Annotated in this window: 13 protein-coding genes; 3 read left to right on the plus strand and 10 right to left on the minus strand. The window is 70.0% G+C overall.

What is annotated here, in order from left to right:
• Positions 1–13: 13 nt before the first annotated feature.
• Together AC5DRG_RS35530 and AC5DRG_RS35535 are read right to left on the minus strand one after the other, a co-directional pair.
• On the minus strand, positions 14–1,096 hold the full coding sequence (locus AC5DRG_RS35530) for a PadR family transcriptional regulator (protein ID WP_491803695.1): 1,083 nt from the start codon (positions 1,094–1,096) through the stop codon (positions 14–16).
• Between the two features lies 1 nt (position 1,097).
• A complete protein-coding gene (locus AC5DRG_RS35535) occupies positions 1,098–2,075 on the minus strand; it encodes a DUF4097 family beta strand repeat-containing protein (protein ID WP_491803696.1) in 978 nt (325 codons plus the stop codon).
• Between the two features lie 151 nt (positions 2,076–2,226).
• Here AC5DRG_RS35535 and AC5DRG_RS35540 point away from each other — a divergent pair, with 151 nt between their 5' ends.
• Positions 2,227–3,075, plus strand: coding sequence for a hypothetical protein (locus tag AC5DRG_RS35540; RefSeq protein WP_491803697.1), 849 nt, complete (start codon positions 2,227–2,229; stop codon positions 3,073–3,075).
• A gap of 23 nt (positions 3,076–3,098) precedes the next feature.
• On the opposite strand, the gene AC5DRG_RS35545 is transcribed toward AC5DRG_RS35540, so the two are convergent.
• The 7 genes from AC5DRG_RS35545 to AC5DRG_RS35575 all read right to left on the minus strand — a co-directional run bounded on the left by AC5DRG_RS35545 (position 3,099) and on the right by AC5DRG_RS35575 (position 13,241).
• Entirely contained in the window at positions 3,099–3,278 is a 180-nt protein-coding gene (locus AC5DRG_RS35545; RefSeq protein ID WP_003992906.1) for a DUF6104 family protein, read from the minus strand.
• An 86-nt stretch (positions 3,279–3,364) separates the two neighbouring features.
• Complete coding sequence (locus AC5DRG_RS35550) at positions 3,365–7,165, minus strand: multifunctional oxoglutarate decarboxylase/oxoglutarate dehydrogenase thiamine pyrophosphate-binding subunit/dihydrolipoyllysine-residue succinyltransferase subunit (RefSeq protein WP_491803698.1); 3,801 nt, start codon at positions 7,163–7,165, stop codon at positions 3,365–3,367.
• A 283-nt stretch (positions 7,166–7,448) separates the two neighbouring features.
• Entirely contained in the window at positions 7,449–8,555 is a 1,107-nt protein-coding gene (locus AC5DRG_RS35555; RefSeq protein ID WP_491803699.1) for a HAMP domain-containing sensor histidine kinase, read from the minus strand.
• The gene (locus AC5DRG_RS35560; RefSeq protein WP_491803701.1) at positions 8,552–9,292 is read right to left on the minus strand and encodes a response regulator transcription factor; all 741 of its coding nucleotides are present in this window, start codon (positions 9,290–9,292) and stop codon (positions 8,552–8,554) included. The genes AC5DRG_RS35555 and AC5DRG_RS35560 overlap by 4 nt, the downstream gene beginning before the upstream one ends.
• Before the next feature lie 124 nt (positions 9,293–9,416).
• Positions 9,417–10,094 carry a spermidine synthase family protein gene (locus tag AC5DRG_RS35565; RefSeq protein ID WP_491803702.1) on the minus strand — a complete coding sequence of 226 codons (678 nt, stop codon included), beginning with the start codon at positions 10,092–10,094 and terminating at the stop codon, positions 9,417–9,419.
• Between the two features lie 91 nt (positions 10,095–10,185).
• On the minus strand, positions 10,186–11,931 hold the full coding sequence (locus AC5DRG_RS35570; protein ID WP_491803704.1) for a glycoside hydrolase family 3 protein: 1,746 nt from the start codon (positions 11,929–11,931) through the stop codon (positions 10,186–10,188).
• Positions 11,932–11,954: 23 nt separating this feature from the next.
• Positions 11,955–13,241 (minus strand): MFS transporter, encoded by a 1,287-nt coding sequence (locus AC5DRG_RS35575; protein ID WP_491803706.1) that lies wholly within the window; start codon positions 13,239–13,241, stop codon positions 11,955–11,957.
• Positions 13,242–13,422: 181 nt separating this feature from the next.
• On the opposite strand from AC5DRG_RS35575, the gene AC5DRG_RS35580 reads away from it, so the two are divergent.
• Both AC5DRG_RS35580 and AC5DRG_RS35585 read left to right on the plus strand, forming a co-directional pair.
• Entirely contained in the window at positions 13,423–14,094 is a 672-nt protein-coding gene (locus tag AC5DRG_RS35580) for a TetR/AcrR family transcriptional regulator (RefSeq protein WP_491803707.1), read from the plus strand.
• Between the two features lie 80 nt (positions 14,095–14,174).
• Positions 14,175–14,960, plus strand: coding sequence for a rhomboid-like protein (locus AC5DRG_RS35585; protein WP_491803708.1), 786 nt, complete (start codon positions 14,175–14,177; stop codon positions 14,958–14,960).
• Here the strand turns inward: AC5DRG_RS35585 and AC5DRG_RS35590 are convergent.
• Positions 14,957–16,468 carry a sulfatase family protein gene (locus tag AC5DRG_RS35590; RefSeq protein WP_491803709.1) on the minus strand — a complete coding sequence of 504 codons (1,512 nt, stop codon included), beginning with the start codon at positions 16,466–16,468 and terminating at the stop codon, positions 14,957–14,959. The two genes, AC5DRG_RS35585 and AC5DRG_RS35590, sit on opposite strands and share 4 nt — an antisense overlap.
• Positions 16,469–16,576 lie beyond the last annotated feature (108 nt).

The raw sequence follows: 16,576 nt of genomic DNA on the forward strand, positions 1-16,576 counted from the left end.
AGGGTAAGGCGGTTCAGGTCCTAGGCGTGCGCAGGGCCGCCCCGATGTGTGCCGCTGCCGTCGACAAGTGGCGGCGGGCGTCGCGGAGTTGGTCCGCCGTGACGCCGTGGTCGCGGGCCGCGTCCCGGATGTCGTCCCGGAAGCGGTCGAGGAGGCGGTCCAGGTCGCGGACCGGGTCGCCGGTGGGGTCCTCGTGGGCCCAGGCGGGCTCGTACTCGGCGGGGAAGTCCTCGGGGGTCCGGGAGTAATCCGGGGTGGAGGGCGCGCCCTTGCTGGTGCTGCCGGCGCCTGTGCCCGTCCGCCCGAAGCCGAGGTCCTTGCCGAACTCCTTCCCGAAGTCCTTCCCGAAGTCGCCGAACTCCTTGGCCAGTTCGGTCAGACCCTCCCGCACCCCGGTCGGCCAGTCGCCCCGCGCGAAGTGGTCCTGGACCTGCTCCTGGACCCGCTTGGCGATGCGCTGCACCTCCTCCTGGGCCTGGGCACGGGCGTGGTCCTGGGCCTCCTTGGCCTGGCGGCGGGCCCGCTGGGCCTCCTCGCGGGCCCGGCGGCTCTCGTCCTTGGCGCGCCGGGCCTGCTCCTTCCACTCCTGCTTGACGCGGCGCATCTCCTCCTTGGCGGCGCGCCACGACTCCTTGTCGGCGTGGTCGATGAAGTCACCGAAGGGCACGTCCTGTTCGGCCCGTCCGCCACCGCCGGCCCCGCGTCCCGTGCGGGCCTCGGAGGCCGCCGCCCGCATCTCGCGTCGCAGGTCGCCCGCCGCGCCCCGGACATCCGCGCGGATCTCGGCGGCGAGCTCGGCGACCGACTCACGGATCTCCAGCTCCAGGTCGGCCAGTTCACCGCTGCGGTCGGCCAGTTCGGCGCGGCCGGCGTCCGTGATGGCGTACACCTTGCGGCCGCCCTCGGTGGTGTGGGTGACCAGGCCCTCTGCCTCCAGCTTGGCCAGGCGCGGGTACACCGTGCCCGCCGAGGGGGCGTAAAGGCCCTGGAAGCGCTCTTCGAGGAGGCGGATCACCTCGTAGCCGTGGCGCGGGGCCTCGTCCAGGAGCTTCAGCAGGTAGAGACGGAGGCGGCCGTGGGCGAAGACGGGGGGCATGTCAGAGCACCTTCTTGTCGGTCGTGCCGTCGGCCGCGGTGGTGTTGGCTTCATCAGCCGGGCCGGATACGGAATTGTCCCCCGAGGTGCTTGGTGAGTCGGTCGTGCCGGTCGTCCCGGTCGCGTCTTCCGGGGCCGTCGGCGTTTTCTCGTCCGCGTCCCACGGCTCGTCCTCGGCCGGCGGCCGGCGCAGGAGGGCGATGGAGCCGGAGACCGTCGTCGCGCGCAGCTTGCCGTTGCCCGCGCCGAGGCGGCCGGTGATCTTGTGGGCGCCCCACTGGCCGTGGACCCGCAGACCGTCGAAGGCGTTGGAGATGGTCCCGCTCGCGGTGTTCGCCTCGACCTCCGCGTCCGCCGGGTGGGGCAGGCGGATGGCGATCTCGCCCGAGACGCTGGTCAGCTTGATGTCGGTGGGGCCGTCGGGGTCGAGGTCGACGATCATGGAGCCGCTGACCGAGTCGGCCCGCACGGAGGAGCCGGAGCCCTCGACGACGGTGAGGTCGCCGGAGACGGAGTTGAAGCGCAGGTCACCGGTGACGGCCTGGGCCTCCAGATTCCCGGACACGGTGTCGGCGCGCACGGGCCCGGAGAGCGCGACGAGTGTCGTGTCGCCGGTCACGCCCTTCACCACCGAGGGGCCGTTCAGCCCGGAGACGACGGCGGCCGCGCCGACCACCCCCACCTCGACGCGGGTGTCCGCCGGAACGGCCAGGGAGACCACGGCACTCCGGCGCCAGCCCTTGCGGTCGAGCCACTTGAGGAAGCCCTTCCAGGGCAGGTCGTCGTACGCGACGGTGAGCGTGCCGCCCTCCTGGGTCACCAGCAGAGGCGGCCCTTCGATCTCGGAGACTTCCAGGCGGGCGGAACCTTCGTCCGTGCCCACGACGTTCACCGTTCCGTTGACGATGCGTACGTGGAGCTCGCTCACGGGCTCGTCGAAGGTGAGCTTCCTGGGCTCTGCGACGGACCACTCGGACATGGTGCAGACCTCCTAGACAGAACGGACTGAAGGGGACGCGCCATATCGCGTCTTCCGTAAAACACGATATATCGCGGACGCCGAAAGTCAAGACACTCGTTCCGGTGACCTCCCATCACCAGAAACGGACAAAATGACCTAGCGTGTGACCATGTCGACGGAACAGTCCCGGGCCGGATCCACCACCGGTCCCGCCCCCGGAGCCCTGCTGCTCTGCCGGGCGGCACCCGACTCCGTCGCCCCCGCCGCCCACCTGCTGCGCGAACGCATGCTGCTCACCCGGGCAGGCGACGACTGGAGCGTCCTGGTCCCGGAAGGCAAGCCCTGGCGGCTGGAGGGTGGCGAGCCCGTCGACCGCGTCCTCACCGGATGGGCCACCGCCCTAGCCGTAGGCGCCTCCTGGCCCGTTCTCGCCCTGTGGTGGGACACCGACCGCGCCGGCTACACCCTCGCGTCCGGATTCCGCCGCCCCGTCGGCTATGTCTGGCTGACCAACGGCACCCCGGCCGGCGAGGACGAGGCCATGCACACCTTCGCCGCCCGCCTGGGCCTCGACCCGGTCCTGGACATGCAGTCCCTCGACCAGCTCACGAAACCGGACTCCGCGGCCGACGCCCGCGCCCGCCTGCGCGGCCTCCTCGCGGTCCTCACGCACGCGGGAGTCTCCCTCCCCACCGGCCTCACCCCCGGCGAACCCGCCGACCGCCTCCGCGAGGCCGCCCGCATCCAGCAGAACGCCCGCCAGATCGAGTGGCACGGCTGGCGGGAAGCGGTCCGCGCGGAACTCGACGCGGTCGACTACAGCCGCCTCGGCCCCTGGATGCCCTGGTCGGGCGGCCCGAAGGCCCGCGCTCTGTCCCTGGCCCAGGTGGCGGCCGGTATCCCGCTCACGGCCTGGGGCCTACGACGCCGCAGCGGGGGCTGGCTCACGGCGGGGGCACTACTGCTGGCCCACGGCGCCCTGGGCCTGACGTACGACCTGGCACGCCCACGCGACTGACGCCCCCGACGCCGTCGTAGGAACTACTCGTCGTCCTCGTCGTCCAGCCGAGCCAGCCAGGTCGCCAGCCGCTCCACCGGTACCTCGAAGTCGGGGTTGAGGTCGACGAACGTACGCAGCTGCTCGGCCAGCCACTCGAAGGTGACTTCCTCCTCGCCGCGCCGCTTCTCCAGCTCTTCGATGCCTCGGTCGGTGAAGTACATGCCGTCAAGTTTAAGTGCGCCGAAACGGCCGGGCCGCACCCCCTGGAGAGGGGTGCGGCCCGGTCAGGTACGGCCTGCGAGAGGGGTTACGCCTCGAACACCTCACGCACCAACTGCTCCTGCTCCGCCTGGTGGCGCTTGGCCGAACCCACCGCCGGCGAAGAGCCGTGCGGGCGGGAGATCCGGCGCAGGCGCTCGCCGTGCGGGACGTCCGCGCCGACTGCCAGGTCCAGGTGGTCGATCAGGTTGAGGGCGATGAAGGGCCATGCGCCCTGGTTCGCCGGCTCCTCCTGGGCCCACAGGTACTTCTCGGCGTTCGGGTACTTGGCGATCTCCGCCTGGACCTCGGCACCCGGCAGCGGGTAGAGGCGCTCGATGCGGATGATCGCCGTGTCCGTGTTGCCGCGCTTGGTGCGCTCGGCGTCCAGGTCGTAGTACAGCTTGCCCGTCACGAAGACGACCTTGCGCACCGCGGCCGGGTCCGGCACCGTCGAGTCGCCGATGACCGGGCGGAACTGGCCCGTCGTGAACTCCTCCGTCTTCGACGCGGCGGCCTTGAGGCGCAGCATCGACTTCGGGGTGAAGACCACCAGCGGCTTGTGGTGCGGGTTGTGCACCTGCCACCGCAGGAGGTGGAAGTAGTTCGACGGGAGGGTCGGCATCGCGACCGTCATGTTGTTCTGCGCGCAGAGCTGGAGGAAGCGCTCGACTCGGGCCGAGGAGTGGTCCGGGCCCTGGCCCTCGTAGCCGTGGGGGAGGAGCAGTGTGACGCCGGACGTCTGGCCCCACTTCTGCTCGGCCGCCGAGATGTACTCGTCGACCACCGTCTGCGCGCCGTTGACGAAGTCGCCGAACTGCGCCTCCCACATCACGAGCGCCTCGGGGCGGGCCAGCGAGTAGCCGTACTCGAAGCCCATGACCGCGTACTCGGAGAGCAGGGAGTCGTAGACGTTGTAGCGGCCCTGGTCCTCGGCGAGGTACTGGAGCGGGGTGTGGTCCGCGCCGGTCTCCCGGTCGATCAGGACCGCGTGACGCTGGCCGAAGGTGCCACGGCGCGAGTCCTGGCCGGAAAGGCGGACGTGGGTGCCCTCCAGGAGGAGGGAACCGATGGCCAGGGTCTCGCCCATGCCCCAGTCGATCGTGCCGTCCTCGACCATCGCCGCGCGGCGCTGCAGCTGCGGCAGCAGACGCGGGTGCACGTGGAAGGTGTCGGGGATGTTGACCTGGGACTCGGCGATCCGCTTGACGACCTCCGAGGAGATCGAGGTGTTCACCGCGACCGGGAAACCGGCCTGCGGGTCGGTGCCGTCGGCGGCGACCGGCTGGGCCGTCGTCGCCTCGCGGACCTCCGTGAACACCTTCTCCAGCTGGCCCTGGTAGTCCTGGAGCGCCTGCTCGGCCTCTTCCAGGGTGATGTCGCCCCGACCGATCAGGGACTCGGTGTACAGCTTGCGCACCGAGCGCTTCTTGTCGATCAGGTCGTACATCAGCGGCTGGGTGAAGGCCGGGTTGTCCGACTCGTTGTGACCGCGGCGGCGGTAGCAGATGAGGTCGATCACGACGTCCTTGTTGAACGCCTGACGGAACTCGAAGGCCAGGCGGGCCACACGGACCACGGCCTCCGGGTCGTCGCCGTTCACGTGGAAGATCGGGGCCTCGATCATGCGCGCCACGTCCGTCGCGTACATCGACGAGCGGGACGACTCCGGGGCGGCCGTGAAGCCGACCTGGTTGTTGATGACGATGTGGACCGTGCCGCCCGTACGGTAGCCGCGCAGCTGCGACATGTTCAGGGTCTCGGCCACCACGCCCTGGCCCGCGAAGGCCGCGTCACCGTGCAGGGCGACCGGCAGGACCGTGAAGTCCGTGCCGCCCTTGTTGATGATGTCCTGCTTGGCGCGGACGATGCCCTCGATGATCGGGTCGACCGTCTCCAGGTGGGACGGGTTCGCGGCCAGCGACACCTTGATCTGCTCGCCGTCCAGGCCGGTGAAGGTGCCCTGGGCGCCCAGGTGGTACTTCACGTCGCCGGAGCCGTGCATCGACTTCGGGTCGAGGTTGCCCTCGAACTCGCGGAAGATCTGGGCGTACGACTTGCCGACGATGTTCGCGAGAACGTTCAGGCGGCCACGGTGGGCCATGCCGATGACGACCTCGTCCAGGCGCGACTCGGCCGCGCTGTCGATGACCGCGTCGAGCAGCGGGATGACCGACTCGCCGCCTTCGAGCGAGAAGCGCTTCTGGCCTACGTACTTCGTCTGCAGGAAGGTCTCGAAGGCCTCCGCCGCGTTCAGGCGGCGCAGGATGCGCAGCTGCTCCTCGCGCTCCGGCTTGGAGTGCGAGCGCTCGATGCGGTCCTGGATCCACTTGCGCTGCTTCGGGTCCTGGATGTGCATGAACTCGACGCCGGTGGTGCGGCAGTACGAGTCGCGCAGCACGCCGAGGATGTCGCGCAGCTTCATCAGGGACTTGCCCGCGAAGCCGCCGACCGCGAACTCGCGCTCCAGGTCCCACAGGGTGAGCCCGTGCTCGGTGATGTCGAGGTCGGGGTGCTTGCGCTGGCGGTACTCCAGCGGGTCGGTGTCGGCCATGACGTGACCGCGGACCCGGTAGGAGTGGATCAGCTCGAAGACGCGGGCGGCCTTCGTGACGTCGTCGTCGTGGCTGGCGTCGATGTCCTTGAGCCAGCGGACCGGCTCGTAGGGGATGCGCAGGGCCTCGAAGATGTCGTCGTAGAAGCCGTTCTCGCCGAGAAGGTAGTTCGCGACGACGCGCAGGAACTCGCCGGAGGCTGCGCCCTGGATGACCCGGTGGTCGTAGGTCGACGTGAGCGTCATGACCTTCGAGATGCCGAGCTTGTTGAGGGTGTCCTGGGAGGTGCCCTGGAACTCCGCCGGGTAGTCCATCGAGCCGACGCCCATGATGACCGACTGTCCGGGCATCAGGCGGGGCACGGAGTGGACGGTGCCGAGGCCGCCCGGGTTGGTCAGGGAGACCGTGACGCCGGTGAAGTCGTCCATCGTCAGCTTGCCGTCGCGGGCGCGGCGGACGATGTCCTCGTAGGCCTGCCAGAACTCGAAGAAGTTCAGCGTCTCGGCCTTCTTGATGCCGGCGACGACGAGCTGGCGGTCGCCGTTGGGCTTCACCAGGTCGATGGCGAGACCGAAGTTGACGTGGTCCGGCTTGACCAGGGTCGGCTTGCCGTCCTTCTCCGTGAAGGAGTAGTTCATCGACGGCATGGCCTTGATGGCCTGCACCATCGCATAGCCGATGAGGTGGGTGAAGGAGATCTTCCCGCCCCGGGCGCGCTTCAGGTGGTTGTTGATGACGATGCGGTTGTCGAAGAGCAGCTTCACCGGGACCGCGCGCACGGACGTGGCCGTGGGCACCTCGATCGAGGCGTTCATGTTCTTCGCGACCGCGGCGGCGGGGCCGCGCAGCGTCACGAACTCCGGGCCGGCGGCCGTCACAGGGGCGGGCGCGGCCTTGGGCTTCGCGGCGGCCGGAGCGGCAGCGGCGGGCTTGGCGGGCGCGGGCGCCGGAGCCGGGGCAGCAGCCACGGGCTGGGGAGCCGCCGGGGCGGGCGCGGGAGCCGCCGGGGCCACGGGAGCGGCGGGAGCCGGAGCGGCGGGAGCCGCCTGGGCGATGGTGGTGGTCTCTGCGGCCCCCGCGGCCGCAGTACCCGCCGTAGCCGGGGCGGCACCCACACCCGGCTTGTAGTCGGCGAAGAAGTCCCACCAGGCTCGGTCTACCGAATTCGGGTCCTGGAGGTACTGCTGATAGATCTCGTCGACGAGCCACTCGTTGGGTCCGAACGCCGCAGCAGGGTTCTTCCCGGCTTGGTCGTCGGTCGAGATGCTCGAGTTACTGGGGGACTGTGGCGACACGGCGGCAACCGCCCTCTTCCGCTTCTCACAAGGTGATGGACAGCGGGAATAAAGGCTACGCCCCCATGGCCGGGAAGGTCAGGCCGGGCCGGTCCATCGTCGTGTAAGTCACATCGGAAAGTGCGTTTCGCGGGTGGATATGGCGGGAAACAAGCGTGGTTCCGCTGCGCGAGAGATGGCTCGACCCGGACCTGGCGCACGAAAAGCGCAGGCCGCTGCCTGATCACACGTGCCCGTCAGCGCGGACGCACGTGGATCTTGTGGCTCCGGTTCGAACTTTACGTCAACTTGGCAGGGAAGGAAGTCCCGGAAGGGTGACGAGGATCCGGCAGCCCCGCTCGGATTCGGCCACCCCGATCCCGCCACCGTGCAGATCCACCGCCCAGCGGGCGATCGCGAGGCCGAGCCCCGTGCCGCCGTCGCTGCCCGGCCCGTGCGGCGCGCTCACGGCACCCCGGTTGAACCGCTCGAAGACCCGGTGCCACTCGGAGCGCGGGATACCGGGACCCTCGTCCAGGACCTCCAGCTCCAGCGACTCGGGATGCGTCCCGCGCCGCGCCTTCACCGTCACGCGGCCGTGCGGCGGGCTGTGCTTTACCGCGTTGTCGATGAGATTCGCCACGACCTGGTGGATCCGCTCCGGGTCCGCGTGCGCGGTCAGCTCCGGCGGGGACACGTCGAGGTGCAGATGGACGTCCGTGCGCGTGTGGCTGCCGGACCCCGAGGCGATGCCCGCGCGCGCGGTGGAGACCATGTTGGCCTCCTTCAGCACGCCCGAGAGGTACGGCCACACCTCGAAGCGGCGCCTGCGCAGCGGTACGACGCCGTTGTCGAGGCGGGACAGGTCGAGGAGCGTCTCGACCAGGCGGCCAAGACGCTCCGTCTGCTTCAGGGCCGTACGCATGGTCTCCGGGTCGGCGGCCGAGACACCGTCGACCACGTTCTCCAGCACCGCGCGCAGGCCCGCGATGGGCGTGCGCAGCTCGTGGGAGACGTTGGCCACCAGTTCCTTGCGCTGGCGGTCCTGGGCCTCCAGGTCGTCGGCCATGCGGTTGATGGTCTGGGCCAGGTCGCCCAGCTCGTCCCGGCGGTTCTCGCGGACCCGGCGCGTGTAGTCGCCGTGCGAGATCGACCGGGCGACCGCGTTCATCTCGTCCAGCGGCGCGGTGAGTGAAAGTGCCACGAACTGCGTGATCAGCAGTGTGGCGATCATCGAGAAGACCGTGATGAAGCGCAGCTCCGTCTTGGTGTGCACCGCGATCATCGACAGCCCGGTGGTGATCAGCACCGAGATGACGACCAGCGCACCCAGCTTGGTCTTGATCGAGAACGGGCGCAGGCCGCCCCAGGGCTCCCCGGGGCTTCTCCGTACGGGCGGCCCGCCGCTCATGGCGTCGGTGTCTCCAGTGCGTACCCGACCCCGTGCACCGTGCGGATCCGCTCGGCGCCGATCTTCCGGCGCAGCGCCTTGATGTGGCTGTCGACCGTGCGGGTGCCGGAGGCGTCCGCCCAGTCCCACACCTCGGCGAGCAGCTGCTCACGGGAGAGCACCGCGCGCGGGGTGTTCGCCAGGCACACGAGCAGGTCGAACTCGGTGGGCGTCAGATGGACGTCCTCCGAGCGCACCCGCACCCTGCGCTGTGCGTGGTCGATCTCCAGCTCGCCGAGCCGCAGGATGCCGCTGCGCGGTGTCGAGGCGGCCACGACGGCCCGCTCGACCCTGCGCAGCAGTACGTGGACGCGCGCGGCCAGCTCGCGCATCGAGAACGGCTTGGTCATGTAGTCGTCGGCGCCGACGCCGAGCCCGACCAGCATGTCGGTCTCGTCGTCCCGCGCCGTGAGCATCAGCACCGGCACCGGACGGGCGGCCTGCACACGACGGCAGACCTCCAGACCGTCGAAGCCGGGCAGCATGATGTCGAGGATCAGCAGGTCTGGCTGCCAGGCCTCGGCGGTGTCGACGGCGGCCGGCCCGTCGCCCGCGGTTTGCACGAGAAATCCCTCGGCGCGCAGGCGGGCCGCGATGGCGTCGACGATCGTCGGGTCGTCCTCGACCACCAGGACCCGCCTCTGCGCGCCTGGCGTGGCCGCCGCCGTGCCGTTGTGGGAGGTGTGTGTCTGCTCCATCGCCCGCCCCTGAAGTGTGCTTTCCGGAACCATGTGGGGTGATTCCTCGTCTGCGCATGACTGCGATTGACGCTTGAATGATCGGCGTCAGGGAAGCAGAGTACGGGGAGTGACCGTTCTTCGGCTATCCAGGTCGTACGGCGAGGTGCACGACGTCCGGAACGCCCCGGGCAACGGGGATCTCTTCGGTACGCACCTGTTGGAAACCGGCATTCCATAGGGTTCCTTCAAATTCCGGAGAGGGCTTGGCCGCCCATACGGCGAGTACCCCTCCGGGTCTCAACGCCCTTGCGCAGCTTGCCAGTCCGGCCGGTGAGTACAGCCCGCGGTTGTCCTCGGTGACGGTCCAGCCGGGCCCGTTGTCGATGTCGAGACACAGCGCGTCGTAAGTGGCGGAAATCTCATTGACGTAGCTGATCAGGTCCGTTTCCACGATTTTCGTCCGCGGGTCGGCGAGGGCCTCACCGGAGTACGCGGAAAACGGTCCGTCGAGATGCCAGTCGATGACGGCGCGTTCGCGCTCCACGACCGTGATGCCGCCCCAGCGCGGGTCCGCCGCGGCATGTGCGAGCGAGAAGCCGACGCCCAGGCCTCCGATCAGCAGGTTCGGCTCAGAGCGGCCGTCCAGGGCGTCGTAGGCGGCGTCGACGAGCAGCCGCTCGGAGCGGCCGTCGGAGGTGTCCATCAGGAAGCAGCCGTTGGCGATGATCTGCAACAACTCGCCGTGGCGGCGCAGGACGACCTCGCCGTACGGGCCCTCACGACGGTCCAGGACTTCGGGAATGTCGTAAGTGGTGGGCATCGGCCCATCCTGGCACTTCGCCGAGGATTTGTTGACGGAATTGTGACCCGGGGCCCGGACCCCCACGGACCGGACCCCGGGAGAAACGCCCTCAGAAGTCCAGACCGTGCCCGTACCGGAAGACCGGGTTCTCGGTGTCGTTCGGGACGTCCGGGCGGGACGCCTCAACGGCCGCCATGGAGCTGGGCAGTTCGAACGGCAGGCGGCCACGCGCGCGTGCCCGCCCGAACGCTACGTCGAGCAGGGCGGCGTCCGAGGCGCCGAAGTCGGCGACCAGGGCGGCCGCCTTCTCGGCGATCTCGGGGAGTACGGCGGGCCGTTCGAGGTTGACGCACACCAGCGTCGGCACCGCGTCCAGCAGCGCGAGGATCTCCTTCAACTCCTCCTCCGGGAAGGCGAGCGAGCCCGCGTGGAAGAACGACTCGAAGGCGCCGGGCCGCTGCTCGTACGGCGTGTGCAGCCGCAGGACGGCCACGTCCGCGTCCACCGGGTCGGCGACGAGATTGCCGTACGCCGAGGCCGTCTGCTCGCTCACGCCCTGGACGTAGAGATTCGGCCGCCCCTGGAGCGGCAGCAGCGCGTCGTTGGTCAGCACGGTGAGCGAACTGCGCTGGGCGGCCTCACCCAGGGCCGTGAACTCGGCTGCGCCGACCGTCTCCTCGGCCTTGTCGGGATCGGCGTACGGGTTCTCGAAGAGGCCGAGGACGAACTTCTCGCGCAGGAGTCGTCGTACGGACATGTCGATACGTTCCTCGGAGACGCGGCCGGAGCGGACCAGCTCCACGATCACCTCGGGGCACTGCTCGCCGCCGAACTGGTCCGTGCCCGCGTCCAGGGCCTTCGCCGCGCGCTCGGCGACGGTGAGGTGCTCGACGCCCCAGGCGCGGGCCTCGGCGGGCTCGCCCAGGATGACCGCGTCGGTGAGCAGGCCCCAGTCGGTGCAGATGATGCCGTCGAAACCGAGGCGTTCGCGCAACAGGCCGGTCAGGACGTCCTTGTTGAAGCCGAAGCCGACCTCCTCCCAGTCGGTGCCGACGGGCTGGCCGTAGTACGGCATCATCTGCGAGCAGCCCGCCTCGACGGCCGCGACGAACGGCGCCAGGTGGTGCTCGCGCAGACCGCCCGGGTAGACCTGCTCCTTGCCGTGCGCGAAGTGCGGGTCCTCGCCGTCCTTCTGCGGACCGCCGCCGGGGAAGTGCTTGACCATGGCGGCGACCGACTCGGGGCCGAGCCTGGGGCCCTGCAGACCGCGTACGTACGCCGCCGCCAGCTCGCCACTCAAGTCGGCATCGGCGCCGAACGTGCCGGACTGGCGTGACCAGCGCGGCTCGGTCGCCAGGTCGATCTGAGGGTGCAGCGCGACGCGGAAACCGACCGACAGATACTCGCGCCGGACCGTGTCCGCGAACCGCTCCACCAGCTCCGCGTCCCCGATCGCCGCCAAACCCAGCGGCTCCGGCCAGGCCGAGAACGCACCGGAGTTGAAGGAGGCGCCCGGGTTGTCGGTGAACGCGTGGCGCGGGTCGGTGGAGAGGGTGACCGGGATGCCGAGCCGGGTGTTCGCCGCGAGTTCCTGGACGCGGTTGACCCACTGGGCCATCTCGCGGACCCCGCCCTGGCCCAGCAGGTTGAAGTGGGTCAGATGGCGGTCCACGACCAGCTCGGTGGTGCCGCACTGGAGGAACGCGCCCTCCTCGGCGAGCGAGCCATCAGGGTTCATCGTCAGCATGGTGTGGAAGAGCTGACCGGCCTTCTCCTCCAGCGTCATACGGGCGAGCAGGTCCTCGACGCGCTCGTCGACGGGGCGGTTCGGATCGCGGTACGTGGGGGTCGTCATCCCGGATTCCCTTGTACGTGTGGTTACTTGACGGAACGGACGAACTGGACGGCCAGTGCGCCCAGTACGGCGGAGACCGCGCCGAAGAGGAACAGCGCGCCGTAGTTGCCGCCGCCGCCGATCGCGAGGAGGGACGGGGCGACGATGGGGACGAGGGACTGGGGGAGGGCGTTGCCGATGTTCAGGACGCCCATGTCCTTGGCGGACTCGTCGGGGTTGGGGAGGACCGCGGCGGCGAGTGCCATGTCGACGGACAGGTAGAGGCCCTGGCCGGCGCCGAAGACGGCCAGCGCGGCGACGTACATTCCGAAGCCCTGCGCGGAGGCGATCATCGCCAGGCTGAGCGCCATGATGAGCGAGGAGCCCAGCACGTACGGCTTGCGGCGGCCGGAGCGGTCGGAGAGCTGGCCGCCGAGGAGGGAGCCCGCGGCGATGGTGGCGACCATGACGAGGGTGCCGACGAGGACCTTCCGGGTGACCTGGTCGCCGTCGTAGCCGAGGCGGTCCATCAGGAAGTACACCTGGTAGCTGGTGACGCAGGCGGCGCCGGTGAAGACCAGGAAGCGGCCGGCGAAGTTCCACGCGAAGTCGGGGTGCCTGCGCGGGTTGACCCAGAAGCTGCGGGCGAACTCCTTGACGCTGTACGGCTCGAAGGCACCGGCCCGGGCCTGGCGGTCCGGCATCGTCACGGCGAGCAGGGCGACCGCGCCGAGGCCGATGACGCCGGGCACCAGGAAGGCGAGCGCCATCGAGCCGCTGAAGACCTGGGCCAGCACCGAGCCCCCGATCATCGACAGGGAGGTCGTGATGCCGATGATCCCGGAGACGCGGGCCTGCTGTTGGGGCGGGATCAGGTCCGGGATGCAGGAGGTCAGCGCGGCCAGGGTGGCGTTGATGCCGAGCTGGGCGAGGGCCCAGCCGAGCATCAGCGTCGGCACGTTGCCGCCGAGGGCGACGACCAGCAGGCCCGCGACGCCGGCGGTCATGCCGCCGATCAGCCACGGGCGGCGGCGGCCGAAGCGGCTGGTCGTGCGGTCGGAGAGGGCGCCGAAGACGGGGTTGCCCAGCATCGCGAGCAGCGCTCCGACGGAGAGCACCTGGCCGAGGGCGGACCCGCGGCCGTTCTCCGGGACGATCTGGCTGACCCGGAGGGCGAGGGTGACCATCACCGGGGTGAGGACGGCGAGATAGGCGCCGAACTGGGCGAAGGCGAGGGTGACGATCAGCTTGGCCGGGGCGGCCTGCTGGGGGAGCTCGGGCGACGATGGGGAGGTCGTCTTGTCGAGCGGGGCGTCGTGGCTCACGGCCATGCGGCACTCCAGTTGGGGACGGGGGCGGCTTCCTTGCCGCACCGGCCCGCCCAGAAAAGCAGCAAAACCGAGTAGGTAGTAGGTTTCTTGCGGGTGGCCAGAATCACGCTGCACGAGGCTTGAAATAAGCGGGTGATTGACTCGTGTAACCACCGGTCGCGGGTCGGTTATGGTGGCCGACATGGAGCGCAAAGAGGGTCGCCGCAGGCTGGGAAACGGCACGGGCCGGGGCACCTACCCGGTCGGCGACGAGCGCCGCCTGCGCATCCTCGACGCGGCCGTCGAGCACTTCGCCCAGTGGGGCTTCCACGCCTCCTCCCTGGCCCGCATCGCCAAGGACGTCGGGATCACCCAGGGTGGGCTGCTGCACCACTTCCGCAGCAAGGAGGACCTGCTGGTGCAGGTCCTGGAGCGGACCGAGGAGCAGGACAAGGAGAAGTTCTTCGCCGGGGACTTCGGCACGGCCGCCGACTGCTACGCGAACCTGGTCGACCTCACCGCGCACAACGCCGCCCGGCTCGGCCGCACCCGCATGTTCAACGTCCTCGCCGCCGAGGCCGGCGACCCCGGACACCCGGCCCACGCCTACTTCGTCCGGCGCTACACGGAGCTGGTGGAGCTCATGTCCGCGACGCTCCAACGAGCCGTCGACAGCGGTGAGTTGAAGCCGGGCACGGACGTCGTCGCGCTCGCGGAGGAGACGGCCGCGGTCATGGACGGCTTCCAGATCCAGTGGGTGCTCGACCCCAAGGGCTTCGACATGGTCGACCGCTTTCGGCTGTATGCGGACCGGCTGCTGCGCTCGATCACGACGGACGGGACGGGGCTGCCCGGGGGCATGTCGGACGTGTGAGGCGGCTTGGAAGTCGCTGTGAATCCACGCGCGCGTGGCGCCGGTCATAGACAGCGCCCCCGTGATCCCCGAAAGGTGGGATGAAAGGGAAGGAGCGCCTCACCGTGGAACGCACTGCGACGCCCGACGCCCGGTCGCCCTCGACGGCGCCTCTCCCGGAGGTCTCGGGCCTGCTGGACGGCGTACCGACGCAGCGCGGCCCGGTCAGCGCTAAGACGTCCCCCGCGACGCCCGCCCACCCTCGACGCCTCCACCCCTGGCGCCTGCTCCCGACGCCGTTCACCTTGTGCTACGCGGCCGTACTCGCCGTCACGTCACGCATCACCACGTACGCCGACCCCACCCTCGTCCACACCCTCCTCCAGGGCTCCAGCACGGACGTAGCTCACCTCGTGCGGACACCCGTGCTGGTGCTGCTGGCCAGCGCGCTGTGGATCGCGGGCGGGATCCTGACGCCGTACGCGCTCGCCTTCCTCCTCGTCCTCACCGCCCTTGAGCGGCGGATCGGGGGTGCGCGCACGGCCGTCGTCTTCCTCCTGGGCCACGTCCTGGCGACCCTCGCCACCGAAGTCCCCATCGGGCTGGCGGTGTTGGTGGGCCACCTCCCCGAAACCTCCCTCCACCGCCTCGACTACGGCATCAGCTTCGGCGTGGCCGCGAGCATCGGCGCATTGGCGGGCCTGCTCAGGCCGTGGCTGCGCTGGCCGGTGCTGGCGGTCTTCGGCGGGATGGTGCTGCAGGACCTGATCGCGTTCACGGACCCGATGACGAACTGGGGGCATGTGTTCGCCCTGGCGATCGGGGTGGGGACGTGGCCGGTTGTGCGGCGGTGGCACCGGGCCGGCTTCCCGGCAGGCAGGCCCTAAGAACTCCTGGCCGCCGTCAGTTGTTTCGCCAGCTCCGGGATGCCGAGTCGGTTCTCCTGCGCGGGAGTCGCCCCATGGAGGCGGTTCACCAGTTGGTAGGGGTCCTTGCGGAGGTCGTAGTACTCGCGGAAGAGGATCTCGCCGGTGCCCGTGGGGCGGCCGTTGCGGTCGAGGCGGCCGCGGTAGTACTCGGTGTACTGCTCGTTCTTGCCGATGTACGACGCCCAGGTGTGGATCGGCTGCTTGTCCTGGCGGTTCCACCACCACTCGGCGAGCAGGTGGTCGCGGTCGCCGCTGCCGAGCAGGGAGTGGCCGTCGTGCGGGGTGTCGGGGGTGATGCCCGCCGCGTCGAGGAACGTGGGCGCTATGTCGACATGGCCGGTGAGGCGGTCGTCCGTCGTGCCCTTGCCGAGGCCGCCGGCCGGCCAGGAGACGTGGAAGGGGACCTCCAGACTCGGGCGGTACGGCACCGACTTGCGCAGCCAGCCGTGGTCGCCCCAGCACAGGCCGTGGTCGCTGGTGAACAGCACGAGGGTGTTGTCGAGTTGGCCGAGCGAGCGGAGCTTGTCGCGGAAGTCGCGCATCGCGTCGTCGACGGAGAGCAGAGTGCGCAACTGCCGGGCGCGCAGGGCCTTTCCCTGGGCGAAGGAGTGGTGCGACGAGCGCAGGAAAGGCGGTTTGTCGGCTTTCCCGCTCTCGAAGACCGACGGGCGGCCCTCCCAGTCGGGGACGCGGATGCCTGCGTACTTCCGCTCCGGGATGTTCACCTCATGCGCGCTGCGCGTGGCGACGTAGGCGAACCACGGCCGGTCGTCCGTCCGGGAGTCCTCCATGAACGCGAGGGTGCGGTCCTTGATGACGGAGGTGTTGTAGCCGGGGATGTTCCGGACGGTCCCGTTGTCGTTGTAGTGGCCGTTGTAATAGGCCACGGGCTCCTGGAGCAGCCACTCGTCGAAGTGGGGCGGGTTGTCGCCGGGGTGCCAGTAGTTGAGGTACTTGCCGAACAGGCCCGTGCGGTAGCCGGCCTCGTGCAACTGGCGCTGGACAGTGGTGCGTTGGTCCAGGTGGTAGGGGTGGCGGGTGTCGAGGACGCCGTGGTTGTGGGCGTAGCGGCCCGACATGATCGAGGCGCGGGAGGGCGCGCAGAGCGGGGTGTTGGCGTGCGCCCGCTCGAAGGAGACGCCTTCGCCGCGCAGCCAGTCCAGGGTCTGCGGGAGCGCCCAGTCGGTGTCTTTGGGCTGGTCGTCGGTGAGGACGAAGAGGATGTTGGGCCGGTTGTCGCCCCGGGCGCGACGGCTCGGAGCGGGGGACGGGGACGACCTGCGGGTGGTGACCGGCGCCCGGCTGACGGCGGGGGCGGCGGTGTGCGGCGCCTCCGCGGTCGCCGTGCCGCCCTCGTCCCGTACCACGCCGGCCACCAACGGATACGCCGCCCCGGCAGCGACCACAGCCGCCCCCGCGATCACCGCACGCCGCGCGGGCCCCCGCCCCGGCTGCTTCTCACTCATCCACGTTCCCCAAGTCCCGTTAAATCCCCGTTTGCAGGCCTCAAAGCCTGTGAAACAGCTTGCAGTGTGCAGGGGTTACCTGTGAACGACGTTGCGGGATCGTGGCAG

The sequence above is a fragment of the Streptomyces sp. JLBG701 genome (assembly GCF_058544905.1).

Bases quoted from the DNA above. Each gene is read 5' to 3' on its own strand.
- AC5DRG_RS35575 (WP_491803706.1), bottom strand. From the start codon at position 13,241: ATGGCCGTGAGCCACGACGCCCCGCTCGACAAGACGACCTCCCCATCG.
- AC5DRG_RS35555 (WP_491803699.1), bottom strand. From the start codon at position 8,555: ATGAGCGGCGGGCCGCCCGTACGGAGAAGCCCCGGGGAGCCCTGGGGC.
- AC5DRG_RS35535 (WP_491803696.1), bottom strand. From the start codon at position 2,075: ATGTCCGAGTGGTCCGTCGCAGAGCCCAGGAAGCTCACCTTCGACGAG.
- AC5DRG_RS35585 (WP_491803708.1), top strand. From the start codon at position 14,175: ATGAAAGGGAAGGAGCGCCTCACCGTGGAACGCACTGCGACGCCCGAC.
- AC5DRG_RS35540 (WP_491803697.1), top strand. From the start codon at position 2,227: ATGTCGACGGAACAGTCCCGGGCCGGATCCACCACCGGTCCCGCCCCC.
- AC5DRG_RS35570 (WP_491803704.1), bottom strand. From the start codon at position 11,931: ATGACGACCCCCACGTACCGCGATCCGAACCGCCCCGTCGACGAGCGC.
- AC5DRG_RS35545 (WP_003992906.1), bottom strand. From the start codon at position 3,278: ATGTACTTCACCGACCGAGGCATCGAAGAGCTGGAGAAGCGGCGCGGC.
- AC5DRG_RS35565 (WP_491803702.1), bottom strand. From the start codon at position 10,094: ATGCCCACCACTTACGACATTCCCGAAGTCCTGGACCGTCGTGAGGGC.
- AC5DRG_RS35590 (WP_491803709.1), bottom strand. From the start codon at position 16,468: ATGAGTGAGAAGCAGCCGGGGCGGGGGCCCGCGCGGCGTGCGGTGATC.
- AC5DRG_RS35580 (WP_491803707.1), top strand. From the start codon at position 13,423: ATGGAGCGCAAAGAGGGTCGCCGCAGGCTGGGAAACGGCACGGGCCGG.
- AC5DRG_RS35530 (WP_491803695.1), bottom strand. From the start codon at position 1,096: ATGCCCCCCGTCTTCGCCCACGGCCGCCTCCGTCTCTACCTGCTGAAG.
- AC5DRG_RS35560 (WP_491803701.1), bottom strand. From the start codon at position 9,292: ATGGAGCAGACACACACCTCCCACAACGGCACGGCGGCGGCCACGCCA.